Annotated in this window: 16 protein-coding genes and 3 pseudogenes; 13 read left to right on the top strand and 6 right to left on the bottom strand. The window is 36.7% G+C overall.

The genetic code is table 11. The annotated features are described in order from the left end of the window. Positions 1 to 355 (top strand): pyridoxal-phosphate dependent enzyme (locus ACTWPX_RS16770; RefSeq protein WP_443120724.1); only part of this gene is annotated, 355 nt, incomplete at its 5' end. Between the two features lie 60 nt (positions 356 to 415). Continuing rightward, positions 416 to 1,435 carry a type II asparaginase gene (locus ACTWPX_RS16765; RefSeq protein WP_443120723.1) on the top strand — a complete coding sequence of 340 codons (1,020 nt, stop codon included), beginning with the start codon at positions 416 to 418 and terminating at the stop codon, positions 1,433 to 1,435. Between the two features lie 139 nt (positions 1,436 to 1,574). On the opposite strand, the pseudogene ACTWPX_RS16760 reads toward ACTWPX_RS16765, so the two are convergent. Further along, positions 1,575 to 2,017, bottom strand: a pseudogene (locus ACTWPX_RS16760) (GNAT family N-acetyltransferase). A gap of 195 nt (positions 2,018 to 2,212) precedes the next feature. On the opposite strand from ACTWPX_RS16760, the gene ACTWPX_RS16755 reads away from it, so the two are divergent. Both ACTWPX_RS16755 and ACTWPX_RS16750 read left to right on the top strand, forming a co-directional pair. Beyond that, positions 2,213 to 3,376 (top strand): MFS transporter, encoded by a 1,164-nt coding sequence (locus ACTWPX_RS16755; RefSeq protein ID WP_443120722.1) that lies wholly within the window; start codon positions 2,213 to 2,215, stop codon positions 3,374 to 3,376. 363 nt (positions 3,377 to 3,739) lie between these two features. Next, positions 3,740 to 4,180 carry an NUDIX domain-containing protein gene (locus tag ACTWPX_RS16750; RefSeq protein ID WP_443120721.1) on the top strand — a complete coding sequence of 147 codons (441 nt, stop codon included), beginning with the start codon at positions 3,740 to 3,742 and terminating at the stop codon, positions 4,178 to 4,180. A 67-nt stretch (positions 4,181 to 4,247) separates the two neighbouring features. On the opposite strand, the gene ACTWPX_RS16745 is transcribed toward ACTWPX_RS16750, so the two are convergent. Beyond that, the gene (locus ACTWPX_RS16745) at positions 4,248 to 5,198 is read right to left on the bottom strand and encodes a DMT family transporter (RefSeq protein WP_443120720.1); all 951 of its coding nucleotides are present in this window, start codon (positions 5,196 to 5,198) and stop codon (positions 4,248 to 4,250) included. A 247-nt stretch (positions 5,199 to 5,445) separates the two neighbouring features. On the opposite strand from ACTWPX_RS16745, the gene ACTWPX_RS16740 reads away from it, so the two are divergent. Further along, entirely contained in the window at positions 5,446 to 6,063 is a 618-nt protein-coding gene (locus ACTWPX_RS16740; protein ID WP_443120719.1) for a DUF2651 family protein, read from the top strand. A gap of 412 nt (positions 6,064 to 6,475) precedes the next feature. On the opposite strand, the gene ACTWPX_RS16735 is transcribed toward ACTWPX_RS16740, so the two are convergent. Together ACTWPX_RS16735 and ACTWPX_RS16730 are read right to left on the bottom strand one after the other, a co-directional pair. Next, the gene (locus ACTWPX_RS16735; RefSeq protein ID WP_443120718.1) at positions 6,476 to 6,610 is read right to left on the bottom strand and encodes a BA3454 family stress response protein; all 135 of its coding nucleotides are present in this window, start codon (positions 6,608 to 6,610) and stop codon (positions 6,476 to 6,478) included. A 149-nt stretch (positions 6,611 to 6,759) separates the two neighbouring features. Then, positions 6,760 to 6,960, bottom strand: coding sequence for a hypothetical protein (locus tag ACTWPX_RS16730; protein WP_443120717.1), 201 nt, complete (start codon positions 6,958 to 6,960; stop codon positions 6,760 to 6,762). Positions 6,961 to 7,460: 500 nt separating this feature from the next. On the opposite strand from ACTWPX_RS16730, the gene ACTWPX_RS16725 reads away from it, so the two are divergent. Continuing rightward, entirely contained in the window at positions 7,461 to 7,811 is a 351-nt protein-coding gene (locus ACTWPX_RS16725; protein ID WP_443120716.1) for a hypothetical protein, read from the top strand. 378 nt (positions 7,812 to 8,189) lie between these two features. On the opposite strand, the gene ACTWPX_RS16720 is transcribed toward ACTWPX_RS16725, so the two are convergent. Next, positions 8,190 to 9,323 carry a S8 family peptidase gene (locus ACTWPX_RS16720; protein WP_443120715.1) on the bottom strand — a complete coding sequence of 378 codons (1,134 nt, stop codon included), beginning with the start codon at positions 9,321 to 9,323 and terminating at the stop codon, positions 8,190 to 8,192. Positions 9,324 to 9,986: 663 nt separating this feature from the next. Then, a pseudogene (locus ACTWPX_RS16715) lies at positions 9,987 to 10,462 on the bottom strand (MBL fold metallo-hydrolase); the annotation flags it as partial. 505 nt (positions 10,463 to 10,967) lie between these two features. On the opposite strand from ACTWPX_RS16715, the gene ACTWPX_RS16710 reads away from it, so the two are divergent. The 7 genes and pseudogenes from ACTWPX_RS16710 (at position 10,968) to ACTWPX_RS16680 (ending at position 16,661) form a co-directional block, all read left to right on the top strand. Further along, positions 10,968 to 11,156: a hypothetical protein gene (locus ACTWPX_RS16710; RefSeq protein ID WP_443120714.1), complete on the top strand. Its 189-nt coding sequence runs from the start codon at positions 10,968 to 10,970 to the stop codon at positions 11,154 to 11,156. 820 nt (positions 11,157 to 11,976) lie between these two features. Then, a complete protein-coding gene (locus tag ACTWPX_RS16705) occupies positions 11,977 to 13,143 on the top strand; it encodes a DUF418 domain-containing protein (RefSeq protein WP_443120713.1) in 1,167 nt (388 codons plus the stop codon). Positions 13,144 to 13,308: 165 nt separating this feature from the next. Then, a pseudogene (locus tag ACTWPX_RS16700) lies at positions 13,309 to 13,896 on the top strand (permease prefix domain 1-containing protein); the annotation flags it as partial. Between the two features lie 271 nt (positions 13,897 to 14,167). Beyond that, the gene (locus ACTWPX_RS16695) at positions 14,168 to 14,815 is read left to right on the top strand and encodes a hypothetical protein (protein ID WP_443120712.1); all 648 of its coding nucleotides are present in this window, start codon (positions 14,168 to 14,170) and stop codon (positions 14,813 to 14,815) included. Positions 14,816 to 14,949: 134 nt separating this feature from the next. Next, positions 14,950 to 15,216: a hypothetical protein gene (locus ACTWPX_RS16690; RefSeq protein ID WP_443120711.1), complete on the top strand. Its 267-nt coding sequence runs from the start codon at positions 14,950 to 14,952 to the stop codon at positions 15,214 to 15,216. Between the two features lie 316 nt (positions 15,217 to 15,532). Then, positions 15,533 to 15,820, top strand: coding sequence for a hypothetical protein (locus ACTWPX_RS16685; RefSeq protein ID WP_443120710.1), 288 nt, complete (start codon positions 15,533 to 15,535; stop codon positions 15,818 to 15,820). A 331-nt stretch (positions 15,821 to 16,151) separates the two neighbouring features. After that, a complete protein-coding gene (locus tag ACTWPX_RS16680; protein ID WP_443120709.1) occupies positions 16,152 to 16,661 on the top strand; it encodes a pyridoxamine 5'-phosphate oxidase family protein in 510 nt (169 codons plus the stop codon). The last annotated feature ends 469 nt before the right edge of the window (positions 16,662 to 17,130 follow it).

Below are 17,130 nucleotides of genomic sequence, written 5' to 3'. Positions count from 1 at the left end.
AATGCCGAAAATTATTGCCATACAAGCAGTAAACTGTTCCCCGCTAGTAGAGGCTTTTAACAATGGGGATTTATCAGCCCATCCTGTTAGGAATAAAGGCACTTTAGCAGAAGGGATAGCTATAGCAACACCGGCGCGTTCCTCGCAAATTTTAGAAGCTGTACGCGAAACTAATGGTGATTTTATAACGATTGAAGAAGATGAAATTCTGAGTGCCCGTGCGAAACTTAGTGATAAAGGTTTTTATGTTGAAGTGACCACAGCCGCAAACTATGCTGGCTATTTAAAATATAAGAAAGAACCAGAAGAAAAAATAATCGTACCTCTTTGTGGCGCAGGAATTAAATCAAATTGACCGCTCTTATCCTAGGTCCATGTATTTGCAAGGATCTAGGATAAAAGAGCAGCTAGATGTATGAAGGGTGTAGAGGGGATGACGATGAAAAGTAAGCCAACCATTAAAATAATTGCAACTGGTGGAACGATTGCGGGAGCTGGATCTTCAAATACATCCACCACTGGATATAAACCTGGTGCCTTAACTATTGAAGAATTATTAGAGGTGACACCGGACTTAAACGACTTTTCCAATATAGAAGTAGAACAGTTGTTTAATATTGATAGTGTGGATATGACAACGGAACATTTATTGACGTTGAGTAAATACATAAATGAAACATTGTCAGATGAAGAAGTAGATGGGATTGTAATCACACATGGAACAGACACACTGGAAGAAACAGCTTATTTTTTACATTTAGTGATTAAAAGTCATAAACCAGTCGTAATTGTCGGGGCAGTCAGACCGGCAACAGCAATTAGTGCCGACGGTCCGTTAAATCTATATAATGGGGTGAAAGTGGCTTGTGAATGCCAGTCACATGGCAAAGGTGTACTGGTTGTGCTAAATGATAGAGTTGGTTCTGCACGGTACATAGGGAAAATGAATACTACAACGGTTGATTCGTTTAAAGCTCTTGAACAGGGTTATATAGGTGCGATTGTAGGAGGGGAAGTACACTTCTTTTATAAAGATATTACCAGGCTTCATACAGTGGATTCGATTTTCGATGTAGAATCAATTGTCGAATTGCCTAAAGTTCCAATTATATATTCTCATCTAGGAGACGATCCACATTTATATGACGCAGCCGTTCAGGTAGGTTCTAAAGGTATTATTGTGGCTACTGCTGGGGGTTATACCATATCTAAACAAGCAGAGCAGGGAATTCAAGATGCTTTGAAAAAAGGTGTTGTAATCATAAGGTCTTCACGATTAAGTACGGGAATTGTTAGCCGAACAAGTATGGATAATCAACAGCATTATATAGCAGGTGAATCTTTGAATCCTCAGAAGGCACGGATTCTTCTTATGCTTATATTAACTGTTACTAATGATAAAGATGAAATACAACAGTTTTTTCGTACTTATTAAGGACTAATGATAATCTGGATATCTCGATTCCGAGTATTCATGAAACGGGGGCGATAGCTGCATAGTGGCTATCGCTTATTGTGCTAACGGAGCAGGTTAGTAATAAATGACCTCCTAATTAAAGAAGGTCATTTTTTCATTATATTGAATAATTCAACCAGTTCCCAATGGAACCACCCATTTTTTCATAAAATCGTTGGGCACGTTTATTATCACTTTCAGTTACCCAAGACATATGTGCATATCCATTTTCTTTTGTAAATTTCTCACTGGATTTAAATAGTTCTTGGGCAACACCTGTGCCCCTTGCGTCTTCAACAACAAATAAATCGTTCATTACTGTAATTTTATCTGCCTTGGTTGTGCTAAAACTAAAATATAATGTTACAAATCCTAGAAGTGTACCTTCTTGTTCAGCGACGTATTGAATACCTTTATTTTTTCTAATAACATTTCAATTAAATTATGTACCTTTTCAATTGGTGGTTTTGGCCTTTTATAAAAATCTACGATGTATTGATACATTAATTCAGACAATTGGTTCTTATGTTTTGGTTCAACTGTACGAACTATTAGAGACATTTTCCTCTCCCCTTTCCATTAAATATCTTTATATATGTATAAGTTTACAATAAAGTGGAATTTTTACAATACAATGTTGTGTTCTCTTATTCAGCTAAAGGGTTGCTATAACGAAACAATAAAAGACTTTCAATGTATACTCCTTTTTTTGTACCTTTGAGAATATACTTACATAAAACAAATTGGAGAGATTTAATGGAGTTACAAGGGAAGATAAGTTTAAGTGTCGGTTGGATAACCTTGTTTCTCATAGGTACTGACTTATTTGTGGTGTCACCGTTGTTGCCGTTCATTTCAGAAGAATATAAGATTAATTCAGCGACCACTGGATGGATGGTAACTGTTTTTGCGGTCACATATGCTTTATCGGCTCCTTTTCTTGGATGGGTTTCAGATAGAAAAGGGCGGAGAAGATTTATTATATTCGGCTTATTGCTATTCTCTATTTCTAATGCACTTACCGCTTTTGCTCCATCATTTTTATGGCTAATTGTTAGCCGCATTTTAGCTGGTTTGTCTGTTGCTTCCATAACCCCTTTGATATACGCAATAATCGGTGATATTGCCCCACCAAACCGAAGAGGAACATGGCTTTCGATTGTTGTTTCAGGACATTTAACTGCTCTTTGGGCTGGTGCGCCAGTCGGAACAGTGTTAGAGAACTTTCTTGGTTGGCGTTCAGTATTTGTTGTAATAGCAATTGTAGGAGCTATATTGGCGGTAGTAAATTTCAAAACGTGGAAATATGTACCTAAAAGCGATTTAATAAGAAATCGACTAGGAGGAAATCTGCTAAGAACACTTGGTTCCGTAAGTGTTACCACTATTTGGGCGATTTCAATGTATGCCCTTTATATTTATTTGGGAGCAGCTCTTTATTCAGAAAATGGGTTCTCATCGTCAGAAGTCGCACTAGCTGTTACTTTTTATGGTGTTGGAGCTGTAATAGGAAGTTTAACAAGCGGTCAATTAACTGATAAATTTGGGGAGAGGAAAATTTCAAAAGCTACGCTAATTTTCTTGGCAGCAATCCTGATTGGTTTAGGGATATTCTTCTCATCAGGCGATTGGATTTATTTCTTTTTGTTTATATGGGCTTTAGTGGGGTATGCAGGATTCACATCATACCAAGCAAGGTTAGCATTAGAATACCCAAATGAACGAGGAATTGTTATGGCTTGGAATAATACGGCTTTGTATATTGGTATTACGATTGGTTCATTGATTGGAGGTTATGTGATATCTAATTGGGGATATTCACTACTCCCTTATGCTTGTAGCGTCACAGCAATCGTTGGTTTTGTACTTAGTACCCAAAAGGTACAAGAAACAAAAAAAGTTAATTCCTTGTTTCGCTAACGAGGTCATAGTAATAGAAGTAAGAGATATCTCGAATCTGAGTCTTACGTTAACGGGGGCGATAGCTGCACAGTGGCTATCGCTTATTTTGCTAACGGAGCAGTTTAGTGTAAGAACACCTTTAATTATTTTATGATTTATTGTAAAATATGAAGCGTAAAAAAAATAATAATCTTCGTTTTATGAACTGGAAAATTGTAGCTAGGGTTCCGCTATTATAGGTCTGTGACCGAGGGCTACATCTTTTACAAAAGTAAAAGGCACCTATTGACATAAAAGGTCCGAGGGGAAAGGTTCAGCGTATTTGTTATGCGTTGAAATCTTTCCCCTCGGACCTTTTTTATTTCTAAGGAGGTTTATTGTATGGAGAAAATTGATGAATTAAAAGCTGGTGTTGCTGTAATAATTTTGAATGAGAGGAATCAAGTTTTATTACAGAAAAGAGCAGATCTAGAGTTATGGGGGATTCCTTCGGGACATGTAGAAATAGGGGAAACTGTTTCTGAAGCAGCTATTAGGGAAGTAAAAGAGGAAACAAACTTAGATATAAGAATTAATAAGCTAATTGGTGTTTATTCTGACCCTAATTCACAAGTGTTTGTTTATCCAAATGGTAAAGTAGTCCATTTTATAACAACTTGTTTTTTAGCTGAAATAACAGGAGGAGAACTTAGATGTAATTCAGATGAAACACTTGAGATTGAATTTTTTGGAAAAGAAACCCTACCTCATGATTTATTGAAAATGCACCCTCGATGGTTAAAAGATGCTCTTGCAAAAAAAGAAATGGCATTCATTCGTTAAAGTGGGCTATTCTTATTTAAAGTAACGGGGGCTTATATAAAATAAAGAAAAAAGGAAGAACAGTAAACTAGACTGCCTTTCTTTTTTCTTTAGGAACCAATTTGTAGCGAGAATTATTTAACAGGACACTGGATAAGGCAAATAATAATATAATCATTATACCTGATAATGAATGATAAGAAGTAGATATTCGAGGATCAAGTAACTGAAAACCAAAAGTAAATATCGGGATAAACGAAAGTGACATCATGACGAAAAAACTATCAGAATACTGAATGCCTATCTGTAAAAAGTATAGAGGCATTGTGACTCCTAATATGGATACAATCAGAATCCATACCCAATTGGCAGATAATTGTTGCAATAAATTGCCCTGTTGAATGGCAAAAATTAGAGATAACCCAACAATGGCATAAAATCTATGAGCAAGTATTTTAGAGGAACTCCATTGGGCGTTACTTAATCGTTTGGAAAAGACAGCTGCTAACGCTGCACAGAAGCCACACAGCATAGAAGAGGATAATCCTAAAATGGCAACAGGTATAGAGTCAAATTTAATTCCTGAACTTCCTTGCAATGTACTGACAATCAACAAAAGACTGCCAATTACTGCCCCCAAACCGATCAGGAGATTTATCTTGTTCATTTTATTACGATAAATTAATTTAATAATAATTAAGGATGATATCGGTCCAATTCCTATTTCGATAGCACCTACAATAGCAGGTTCTATGTATTTTAAGGCAAAATAAAAACTCATGAATGCTCCTGCAGTACTTAGGTTGATTCCGACGATATCCCTTAAAAAACGTTGATCGATTTTCATATATTGGGATGATCGTTTCAACTGTATTCCATGAAAAAACAATGCAGTAATAAGAAAGCTAACAAAAGTGAAGAAGAAGGGACTTATTTCTTGTACTTTGTTGGAATAATAAACGTTGCTTCCGGAAGTTAAAAATGCCGAAGCAATTAAGAAAATAGTTCCAACCAAGGCATAGTTCTTAGACAGACTCAATTATATCCTCCTTTATTTCATGAGGTTTTCCTTTTTATGTATATTGTTGTTATTCTAAGTTTGGGAGTATGGATTGTCAATGTGAAAAAGTGGAAAAGATCGAGTAGTATGTCAATAAAATCATTGAACTCGTAAAGGGCAGAAGTTCTGACCAATCAGGGCTACTTTCTTTTCTTTGTATTCATTGTTGAAAATTAGTTACTTTATGTGTAATATTACACTAAAGGTTGAATGGAGGAAACTACGTATGTACTTAATTCCACTTGTCCTGTTTTTATTTCCTTGTCTGGCTTTCGTGCTCGGCGCTATAGGCTGCGCTTACTTCAACAAGCTGTACATTGCCCCTGGAATCGTTTTTGCCATTTCGTTTTCGGCTCAACTCCTTTACTTAAACTTCTTTTTTTTTACTTGGACCTGTATCTATACCGCTCTCGCCTTCTTTGGAGGGATAACCGCTCATATTCTTCTTCGTAAATTTCAGCCCAGCCGTAAAGTGAAAAAAGTAACGGGTATCATTCTAATAAGTGCTGTTGTTATTCCTGCACTTATTTTGGCCGGCTCCAGACCCGTGAATGCCGTGCTGATGAAAAGGAAAGTGAAGGATCACCTGCAGGAAGAGGGCTATAAATCAAGTGAAATCGAATCAGTGAAAACCTTTCATAGTGGCAAACGGCATACCAATCGGACGAAGCCTACCATTGCTAAGGTTGTGTTTACAGATGATCCTGCTCATACCTATCGTTATATTGAGTTGAAAAAGGAAAATAAGGTCATCCAAATGTGTGAGTATGAGAGGAGTCCGAACTTCTTTACAAATGAGTACACCAAAGAGCGGCCACATATGGTGAGAGGCTGCTATGAATAAGTAAGATCCTTTTCGGTAGGAGGATAGGTATCCATTTTTTAGCTTATTTATCTCGATATCGTGTCTACAAGTGTTGGGGGCGATTGCTCAATAAGAGCAATCGCTTTTTTGCTAACGAGCAGGCTTGAGTAAGACTCAGTTCGAGATAATATAAGTAATAAATGGTGTTGGAAGATCCTTATTGCAGGAAGCGATCAACAAAGCTAAGGACATAAAGGAAATTGAAAGTCTGAACTTAACTGTAGTAACTAGCAATAAAAGGGCAAAATATCTTGGAACCAAATCCTAAAGTTATCGTGGGCAATTACTCAATAAGAGCAATTGTCTCAAAACATTGATGTAGGTCTATATGTATTAGTAAAAGGAGTAAAACCTTCTTCTAATCGTAGAAATTAATAACCAATGTTACTGTTTAATGTGGCCATTGTTTCAAAATTTGTTCTTTTGCAATTTGATACACTTCTTTTTCTGAATTGTTTTTGTTAGCTATTACATTGGTTTGATAAATTTTCCCCTTGATTGTTACGTTGATTATATACTCGTACATTTTGTTCTTCCTCCTTTCTATATACTTATATTGTAAATGTGATTTTTTAAGTTTTGATAGATTTTACGTAAAGGTTTATTGAATTTAACTTCTAAAGTGCGATCTTTTTATAAAAAATTTCGTTCATTGCATAAAATAAGCACATGTTTTTATGTTCTGTACATTCCACATTCCTTTTTAGGTATCTTTACTCGGGAAATGCCGAATTTCTGATCTGCCTTTAACTGTTGATTTAGTCGAAGGCAGAAATAGTAAGAATCGACTTCTGTTACCACGTAATAAGGGGAGCCTTTAAAGCAAATCACTTTATTCAAAATCATCACCCTTTCTTCTAAATAACAATTCATCATATGCTGATCTCTTTCTGTTATGATCTCTATCTTCCCAGATCACAAAAAAAGTAGGGTTTTGAATATATAACCTTTAATTTGACGAGTATAAAGTTATGAAGGTACTGAAGATAAGGCGAGAATCATCCTATATAGGTTCCTTAAGCAATGATCCACTATTCTTTTTAAATGGGAAGAAACATTATCTCTTAATTTCAAATCATACTGACATTATTAATGGAAATCTATACCTTCTACAGAACCTCTCTTCAAATGTCAAAAAAACAAATTTAAATACCATTTTATTTGATAGCACATCACTCAACGGATTTAAAAGTAACAATTTTATCTCGAATTCAAGTCTTATAGAAACGGGGGCAAATCTTTAATATAGGGGTTATTAATTATTCATCACACCGGGCAGAGGAGAGTAGTAAATGACAAGCCTTTAAAAATAAATACTAACTTTCATCATATTGGATTATGCTAGTGATTAAATGAAGATAAGGGAGGTTATATGATTGAAATTGGTGGATATTTACCGAGTTAAAACATTTGTCATTCCAGAATATGTGGATTCAGTAATGCAGGGGATTCTGTCCATTGATGACTTGAAAGTCGGGAACTACAGAAACGTTATGTGGCAGTCAAAGGATGGAATGGAGCAGTTTGTTCCATCAGATGAGGCGGTTCCTACAGAGGGAGCGGTAGGAGATAAAACGACAGTCACTTCATTTCGTATAGAATTTTCTATTCCTAGGGATGAAGCGTTATTGAGAAATGTAATTGAAGAAGGGATCTACCCGAACCATCCGTGGGATGAACCGGTCGTACAAGTTTCTGAGGAAAAGGAAGCAAGAAAACACGAGTAAACGAGTGAACTCCACACTATTTCATGTGTGGAGTAATTTAATTTTCCATCGAGAAACTATTTCCTCGATGATAAATAGAGCTATCTTAAATCTTCTATGTTACAGAGTAAATGTTATGGAGCTAACGGGTGCTTTACTTTAATAAACTTACACGTGAAGGTTTATTGTTAGTATTTAGAGATTGAGTCGAAAAAATTTTGATTTCAATAGATTACCATGTTGTTATTCTAAACAAATTAAAGTGAATGGAACAATATATAGTATAAAAGAAAAGCGTATGGAATCAAGATTTAGAAATCTGATTTCATACGCTTTTTCACTTTTAGTTAGAAATGTGAAACAGTACTTTTATACTTGTATCCGAGCTTCTTTTTAACATTATTGAACAGCAGCTTGTACGTCGATAACTCCGTTTCCATAAGAGAAGGAATCACCAAGAGAAACAGCTGTGTCATTTAATGTTTGTCTGACCTGGTCATTAGTTAATGCCGGATCATCAGCTAATAGTAAAGCAGCTGCACCTGCGACATGTGGACTCGCCATGGAAGTACCGTTAAAGCGCTCATAATCATTACCTGGGACAGAACTTAAAATATCTACACCAGGAGCCATGACTTCAAGTTCAGCCCCAACACTGGAAAATGAGGCTCTATTATTGGCACCGTCTACGGCACCAACAGCCATGGCAGCGTCATATTTAGCAGGATAACCGATTGTGTTTTTCTTCCCTTTAGACCCATCGTTTCCAGCAGCAGCTACTACTAATACGCCCTGATCATCAGCATTGTTTACCGCTTGTTCTAGAGTGTTCGAACCGCGGCTTCCTCCAAGACTCATGTTAATAATGTCCATGTCATTGCTAATTGCCCACTCAATCCCTTGAGCAATTCCACTGTATGAACCGCTGCCTTCACTACTTAATACTTTAACGGCGTAGAGCTCAGTGGATGGTGCTACACCCAACACACCTAGTGAATTATTTACACCTGCAACCGTTCCAGCTACGTGGGTACCATGACCATTTCCATCCACTAAGGGGTTAGGTTCACCGCTTACAAAACTATCTCCGCCAACTACGTTTAAGTCCTCATGGGCTCCATCAATACCAGAGTCCAGGATAGCTACCTTTACACCATTCCCAGTCGTTCCTTGAGCTTGTACATCATCTGCATTAATATGTGAGATTCCATAGGGCGTCGTTTGACTAGTTGCTTGTGCGGTATGATCTTTCTCTACATAGGCGACATTAGGGTTGTTGGATAAGGCATTTACTGCTTGTTCCGGTAGCTTAGCATGTACGACATTCATATATTCATATTCATGAAGTACTTTCCCTCCCACGCCTTTTAAGACATTTTGGTTCACTTTTGATTTAAAGCCAATTAAGTATTCTTCTACCTCTGCCTTTTGCTCAGCCGCTTTTTCAACTGAAGCTTGGGCTATGTTATTGAATGAAAAGAATAAAGCAAACACTAACATAATCCCGGCTACTTTCCACATGTGTTTATGCATCCAATTCCTCCTTTAATTTGTATTCAGAATTGTATTTAAATTCTGAATATTATTATAATAACACGGATGGTATGACTGGTGTTTGGGAAATGTGTATGTAAAAGCAGTCTCTTAAAGAGGTATTGAAGTATCAACTTGGGCAAGTTTAATAATGGGATTGAACATGCAGCGTCATTTATAGATTATGTGACCATCAAATATTAATTAGGTTGCTTTTGTACCTCTTAGAGATTTAAATTAAAGGTATTTCATGGAGAACAGCATTTACAATAAGTTAATGTATTAGAACGGGAAATATTGATAGTTTTAGTGGAATTACATAGGAACAGGCGGTTAATTTGAGTTGGATGAGCTTTCTAAAGAAAGTGATAAGCAAAGTGATGCCTTTTCCTGCTGTTAAGAATTTTCACTTTGGTCATTCCCATTTAAATTATTGCGTGCCGCTAGGGGTGAATGATAAGAGTGTCCTGCCAATATCAAACAGATGTCTTGAAATCAAGTCTTAAAGTAAAGGGGCTAATCTTGATTAATGGTTGGTTCCAATTTCTAAATATATACACGAAAATAATGAACTAACAGAGCAATTTAATTGAATAAATGTGGAGTAACTATGGATATAAATTAAAAACAGACAGAAAGGTCTATTTTTGTCTGTTTTCAGTATTAGAATGAGTATGCGTCTCCATCATCTGGAACTAAAACATTAGAGTAGATCCCTTTTTCGTTAGCAAAGCTTTTTAATTCTTCCCTTGATAACGTCCAGTGGTTTACAGCTTCCATATGGACAGCTTTATTTACTTCATATACGTCATCTTTACCCATTACTAGAGAACCACCTATATTAAATTGATTATCTCCAGCATTTACGACAATAACTTTAGGCTTATGTCCGTCAATTACTTCCTGAACTGCCTCATACCAAACTGTATCTCCAGCAATATATAATGTTTCTCAGATGAGTGTTTAAAAACAACTCCACAAACGAGTCCAGCATCTTTTAAGATTTCGCCTCTTCCGTGTTCGCCCTTTGTTTTAATAAATTGGATATCTTCAAAAACGGTATTCTCTTGTAAGACCTCTACATTTTTGAAACCAGCGCTACGTATTTCTGTTGCATCTTCTTCATTTTGGGAGAATAATGATCATGAAATCAATGATTCAAAAAAAATAGTTAGAATTGAAGATGTTGTTGGAAATGCAAAAAAATTGAGAAACCCCAAGATAAGATGGAAGGGGATCCTGATACCTTTTTTAAGATTACAAAGTCTGGTGGAACTAAACAAGATACTGCAGAGGAAAGATGGTTTGTATGGTATCAAGAAGATAGTAGCGCTGTTCTTACCGATGGTCCGGGAGGATATTACACTATCAGTTCGAGTCAAGCTGAGGAATTAAAAGAAGCGTTGGATAAATAATTATTTGACCGATTAAAAGCATAAGGTATTTTTGGGAGATGTTAGGAAATGTAATCCAATGTAGGGGTATGAGTCGTTTAAGTAAAAGAACAAGTAAGATATATATATCGAATTCGAGTCTTAATTTAATAGGGGAAATTATAAGCAACATTTCTTGTTAGCTTTTTTTGGCATGCAACTGGTTAAAAATATGGATATAAACGACATATAACTTGAAAGAGGTGTGATATTGAGAAAGGCAATATTATTTGGTTTTGTATCAGCATTAATTTCTGCTTTCCTTACGAAAACTTTTATTAGAAGATCTGAATTAAATGTAGCTTCAAAAGCTAAAGGTGATAGAGAAGACAGGAGGTTAGGGATGGTGATTGGGGTATTCGGTTCACCATTTTTAATTACTTCAATATTTTTTTGGTAATGTAAATGAAAGGTAGTAAAGATTGTTGTTAACGGTTCATTATCTTGATATCAAATCTTACACAAACAGAGGCGATTGTTCAATAGAGCATTAGCCCTTTATTATAAGCACAAGGGGTATCGTGGCATTTAGCTATTTACAACGGAGCAGGCAGCCTTAATTAGGGGGTTAAACAATAATGAAAAAAACCATACAATATTATTTTAATTCTAATTTTATTAACTAATGTAATTATGGGCATTGTGCTCTTTCAACAAAGTGCCAAGTTGACTGAATTTGAGCGCATTCTCTTTAATTTGGAAGGAAGAATGGAAGATTTAGATGACGCACACGAATCAGATATTGTTCCTCGTTTACAAGAGATTTTAAACGAAAACTAAACTAAGCTAACGGGTGCTAAAATAAAAGATACCCCAAGATATATCTCGAACTCGAGTCTTACATAAACGGGGGCAATTCTGAAACAAAAGAATCGTACCCTTCTTAACGTTTAGGGCAGGATTGTAGGTGATTCAGTTCGAGATAATAGCCACCTTTGAAACGATATCTGTACTTATTCGTACATAAATTAAAGTGCTTTTTAGAAGTGGTAGTCTATCTTAGATTTTGTGATGTCTTTTGTAGTTGCTCTTATTGGGCTTTTGGTCATATTAGGGAGAAAAATTACTGAACCCCGTAAAGAATTACAGCAAAAAGTTGAGAGCCTTGATAATGAAGTGAAAAGCCTCAAAGATAAAAGGTAACTCAGCTTCGAATCATTCAGTATAGGGGTCTATACTAATACAAAATAAAATAACTTTTATAATGTAGGAGAATTAATATGACTGAATTATATACCGATAAAGTGACACAAAAAAAACGTGCCATATCTTTAGATATCGCACGAGGGTCCATGCTATTTTTAATTATCCTTGCACATATGCCATTACTGCTATATACAAGTGAACCAGGTGTAATCACTAAGGTAGCTGGCCAAACTCCCTTAGACCAGGTTTTAAATATTTTAATGGAATTGATTGTAGATAATCGAGCACGTCCACTATTTGCTATACTGTTTGGTTATGGATTAGTGATGGTTCACCGAAAGCAATGGGTAAGGAACGGGAGTGAGAAGGTTAAACACCTTATCAAGAGAAGGTGCTGGTATTTAGTGTGGTTGGGGGCTATCCTTGCTGGTCTCGCAGGGGGACAAGACATCTTAATGACCTATGGTATTACGGGGCTTATTGTAATTCATAGTTTGAAGAAGGACACAAAGAAAATTAAAAAGTATACGATTATCTCCACCATCCCGTACATCATCCTGCTCCCCATCTTGTGGGGAGGCCTCTTGGTTAGTATGCAGTCCTATGGATTACCAGTAGAGTTAACGGGTCAAGAAACATACTTAAGTACCTTATCTGATCGACTGTTTGCTATTATTTTTACTCCATTTATTACCCATGTTCTTTTCCCAGTTATTCCCTCCGTACTCATGGGGATCTGGATGGGGAAATTAAATTTACTAGTGGAGCCACAAAATTATATAAATCTACTAAAGAAGTTAACAGTTATTTGTTTTGCGATTTCCCTAGTAGGGGCTTTACCACTCGTATTGATTAATGATGTTTGGTTTCCTAGTTTCTTTATCGCAGGAGTAATAGCCGGAATTCATATCCTTACGGGATTTGCAGGTGGTTTAGGTTATGCTGCGCTATTTGGTCTCTTAGGATTAAGCATTAATTATCATGGGGTCATTGTAAAAGCAATCACAGCAATGGGAAAACGTTCGTTAACTTTTTTTGTCTTACATGAAATTTTGATTGTTATAATACTATCTCCAATCGCGTTCAATTTAGGGGCAGTCTTAACTGTCACAACTTCCGTATTATTGGGCATCGTAATGTGGGCCGTTACTTTATCAGTTGCATACTTCATGGATCATCGACAAATTGAGGGACCTTTAGAAAAATACATGCGTAATTTGACTTATAAAAAAATACTGTGATTGTCTTTGGGGCTAATTGCTGTTGCTTCAGTGGGCAGAGTGAAGTAAATTAAACGAACCTTTTCGTTTATTATCTTGAAATCGAGTCTTAAAGTATAGGGGCTTTAGTTGAATAAATTAAATCAGATAATAGGTTCCTAAACGTTGTAAAGGAATGATGAGGAAAAGGAAGAGTTGAGAGAAGAGATGGTCGGACACCTCCAGGAACATGTGCAAGAGCTTCTTATCCAAGGACATTCAGAAAAGGAAGCTATGCGTCTGGCAATTGACTCATTTGGCGATGAGGGCAAGCTTAATCGGGAATTCAAGAGGTCCTTTTTTCCCACCTATAAGCTGGTTCGTTTCGCGTGGTCTGTCGTGTTGACCGTTGCAGGTCTCAGTTTGATTTCTTACTTATCCATGGAGTACTATCATCCTGAGTTTGATAATGGGATTGAATTGTATAGTGTTTGGATGGTGATGTTTTATATTGCCTCTCTCGCTGGGGCTGGGGAAGTGCTGCATGATTCTTTGCAAGGTGAAATCAAATGGAAGTGGATAATAAACCCTTGGCTCTTTTTTATGATCCCGTCGTTGATAATTAGTGGGCTCCAAACATCCATGCTATTTACCCATCCTGAACGGTATCAGGATGGTCTATGGTTGGATTTATACGCCGTTGCGATTGGGGCATTGGTGTATGTTTCGGCAAGGCAGCTATTTAATGGTCTTTTTCTGGGAGGTAACAAAGCGAAAAGAAATGTAGTTAAGTAAGGATCTGGTGTAATCTGTTGAAAAAATGCGGTGGTCTGCGTGTTGCTGAATGTGTTGGCTGTTGTGATGGTTGCGGGCAGCTGGTACTGAATGGTCTAGAACATCAAAAACGAAGATTCGAAAATCCTTCTGATCATAGAAGGGATTGTTCTGCCTTTTGTCTTCTTTAACGTGGGGCTTGGTAGTATTGGGGAATACCCTTGCAAAAATAATTAGGTTCAGTTAAGTGGGAAGGTAACCTTCATGCTCAAGCAGGATGGGGAGGGATTGGATGAAAAAAGCGCTGAAATGGATGTTCATCATTCTTGGATGTGTCATAGGTTTAATTGGCTTTTTTGTGATAGCTTTTATCGTGGAGATGACGCCGGATAAGGATGAAGAATCAAAGATTACAGCGAAAGCAGAAGAGTATCTGAAAACGGAATATTCGAATCAAATGGAAGTTTACGATACGCTTTATGACAATATGGGGAATTTTGGATTTGAATATGCGGCAAAGGCAACTAACAATTATAATCATGTATCTTTTCTTGTGTACGAGGATAGTGAAACAGGGGAAATGGTCGATGATTATGCGGTAAGCTATTTCGAGGAAGAGTTGTATGATGCTATGGTTGATGATGTAGAAAAGCGATTTAGAAAAGCAGGGATGATCGTTGCCGACTATGAACAGACGTCTGTCGCAAGAAAATACCTGGGAGATACGGATTTACCAGAAATTCAGGATTTAGATGTGGCGCCTACACTATCGATTTGGATGGACAGAGGCAAAGAGGATGGAGATAAGCAAAAAATGAAGGAAATCATCGACATTTTGAAAAAAGATGTCCATTTGCCCCAAGTGAAGGTCATGATCCATTATTACGGAGCTTCAGCTGATGGCACGATATCGATGGCATATGGAACAAAAGAAGAATAGACGGATAAGCAGAAAAGTTCAAGTGAATTTCCATTTAATTGATTCTGTCTCCCTCAAAACAGTGCTGGTTAAAACATATAATGGGCCACTCTTTGTATGAGGAATGTAGATAATTATGAAGTGGAGGACCTAATATGAAAAACGGCCATATTTTAGGGTTTTTGTCAATTCTCACAGTAGTGATTTCATTTATTTTCTTCCTTGTTCAGAGAGGACCTAATGCAAACCTTTCTCTAGGAATTACTGTTTTAAGTTCTCTCGGGATATTGGGGTTAATATTTGCCATACTCGCTGGTATAGCAAGAAAATGGGTATGGCTAGCTGTGGGTGTATTAGGAAATGGTGGTGTATTGGCTATTGCTTACTTATTATGGATAGCTGCAGGTATTGGCGGGGTATAAACAGCTTAATGGTAATAGTTAAAATATAGTGTTTATCCATGTGACTATTAATACATGTAATATCTCGATCTCGAATATTCAAGATATGGGGGGCGATTATTCAATAAGAATAGTCGCCTTTTCTTTTGCATAGAATTCTTCTTCTTGAGTACATAATTTCGAGTTAATGGATTATCTAATGGAAAAAGGTTGAGTAAGTGGAAGGGTTTTGAAATAATGGGAACTATGTTGAGTTGATTGTCAAGAAATAACACTTTTCCCAGCAACATTACCTTTTCAAAATAAAATAAATTAACATGGGATTGGAGATAAAGTTATGTGGATAATATTAGGGGGTATTGCCATAGTAGTAACTGTTATAAATCTTTCTTTGTATGCATCAGGAAAGGACTATAAGCTTGCTATGGCGATGGCATTATCATTTACAGCATTAACAATTTGTGCAGATTACAGTTATCTAAATCGGTGGATAAAAGCAGAAGATTGGGCGGCTTTATCGGATGTAGTACCTGGTATGGCAAGGGCATTTTGGTTTTTGACAATTGTTTCTATCTTACTAAATATAGCACCCATATTTTTAGAACGAAAACGTAAGAAATTATGATTTTCATGCCCCATGAGAACATTTTCAGATTTTATGGGTAGTGCTAATGCTATTTTTAACGCCCCCATCCCTCTACTACTGTAAAAGATTGGAGATCAAACACCGTCTCAAAAGGAAAAGTAGGAAGTATGACATTCCTGGTGTTCATTTAAAGGCTAAGAGACTGATTAAAATAAAGTAAGGTTAAAATCCCCTATATCACAAGGAAAGACAGGAGGGGAAGTGTAATTGTAGGTCTAACCGGGAAAAGGAAAAAAGATGTGATAGATAGCTGACTGCTCCATAGTTAAGGAGAGAAACAGCTGCTAAGACCATAAGGAGGTAAATAGATATGGCAGACCAAACAAACGAGAAAACCATTAAGAATATTAAAGACTTGATTAAGGATGAGAAGGTAGCTATGCTGACCACGGTATCCGCGGAGGGTAAGCTGATGTCTCGTCCGATGCACACGCAGGAAGTGGAAATGGATAAAGAGGAGATCTGGTTCATTACAGAAAAAGATACAGAAAAATATAAGGATATCATGCATAATCCTGCCGTTAACCTGGCTTACGCAGGCGGATCCTATGTATCGATCAGCGGTACTGCTGAGTTTGTACAAGATGAGAAGAAGAAGAAAGAGTACATGAATAAGATAGTGGAAAAAGTTCTGAACACTTCTGCTGATGATCCGAATGTTGTACTGGTCAAGGTGAAACCCGAAATCGCTGAATACTGGGAATCTGGCTTGAGCGTCAAGACCGTTAAGGAATTTGCGAAAAAAGTGACGAGCAGTAATTCAATTGAAGAAGGCAATGATTTAAAAGATACGGTCCGTTTTGAGGAAGACAAAAGATAACTTTTTTGCGCAGGTATATTTCGAGCGTAAACTGAATGATTGAACCGCCGTGTAAATCGGTGGTTCACATGGCGGTGCCTGCTCCCCATCCTTTACCACTGTAAAAGATGGGGAGCAGGCACCGTCTCACTGAGGAAAGACTTTATTAACCCGCTCTACGGAATGAGCATTTATAAAAATAATAAGGACCCCACTATTATAGATGGAGTCCTTAACAAAGTATGATCATTCTCTACATGTTCTCACAAAATTGGTTAAAAATGTGAGAATAATTTAAGACAATACAAATTGTAATATAATACTACGTTAATGTAAACATGCTTTAAAATATTAAAGAATAGTTTGTATTATCTTGAATTCAAGTCTTCAAGAAAAGGGGCAAGTGCTTAATAGTGTGATCATGCTTGTTACATAAATATTGATTATTTGGCTTTTTAAACATACAGAGGAAATTAATTAAAATAGATTG

Source organism: Halobacillus sp. H74 (assembly GCF_052246715.1).
GTDB classification, from domain to species: domain Bacteria; phylum Bacillota; class Bacilli; order Bacillales; family Halobacillaceae; genus Halobacillus; species Halobacillus litoralis_A.
Note: the sequence above shows the minus strand (reverse complement) of the source record. Positions and strands in the feature narration are given on the sequence as shown.

Excerpts from the sequence above, each read along its gene's own strand:
- ACTWPX_RS16720 (WP_443120715.1), bottom strand. The coding sequence starts at position 9,323 with ATGCATAAACACATGTGGAAAGTAGCCGGGATTATGTTAGTGTTTGCT.
- ACTWPX_RS16680 (WP_443120709.1), top strand. The coding sequence starts at position 16,152 with ATGGCAGACCAAACAAACGAGAAAACCATTAAGAATATTAAAGACTTG.
- ACTWPX_RS16730 (WP_443120717.1), bottom strand. The coding sequence starts at position 6,960 with ATGATGAATTGTTATTTAGAAGAAAGGGTGATGATTTTGAATAAAGTG.
- ACTWPX_RS16740 (WP_443120719.1), top strand. The coding sequence starts at position 5,446 with ATGTACTTAATTCCACTTGTCCTGTTTTTATTTCCTTGTCTGGCTTTC.
- ACTWPX_RS16690 (WP_443120711.1), top strand. The coding sequence starts at position 14,950 with ATGAAAAACGGCCATATTTTAGGGTTTTTGTCAATTCTCACAGTAGTG.
- ACTWPX_RS16735 (WP_443120718.1), bottom strand. The coding sequence starts at position 6,610 with ATGTACGAGTATATAATCAACGTAACAATCAAGGGGAAAATTTATCAA.
- ACTWPX_RS16750 (WP_443120721.1), top strand. The coding sequence starts at position 3,740 with ATGGAGAAAATTGATGAATTAAAAGCTGGTGTTGCTGTAATAATTTTG.
- ACTWPX_RS16685 (WP_443120710.1), top strand. The coding sequence starts at position 15,533 with ATGTGGATAATATTAGGGGGTATTGCCATAGTAGTAACTGTTATAAAT.
- ACTWPX_RS16695 (WP_443120712.1), top strand. The coding sequence starts at position 14,168 with ATGAAAAAAGCGCTGAAATGGATGTTCATCATTCTTGGATGTGTCATA.
- ACTWPX_RS16755 (WP_443120722.1), top strand. The coding sequence starts at position 2,213 with ATGGAGTTACAAGGGAAGATAAGTTTAAGTGTCGGTTGGATAACCTTG.
- ACTWPX_RS16765 (WP_443120723.1), top strand. The coding sequence starts at position 416 with ATGAAGGGTGTAGAGGGGATGACGATGAAAAGTAAGCCAACCATTAAA.
- ACTWPX_RS16705 (WP_443120713.1), top strand. The coding sequence starts at position 11,977 with ATGACTGAATTATATACCGATAAAGTGACACAAAAAAAACGTGCCATA.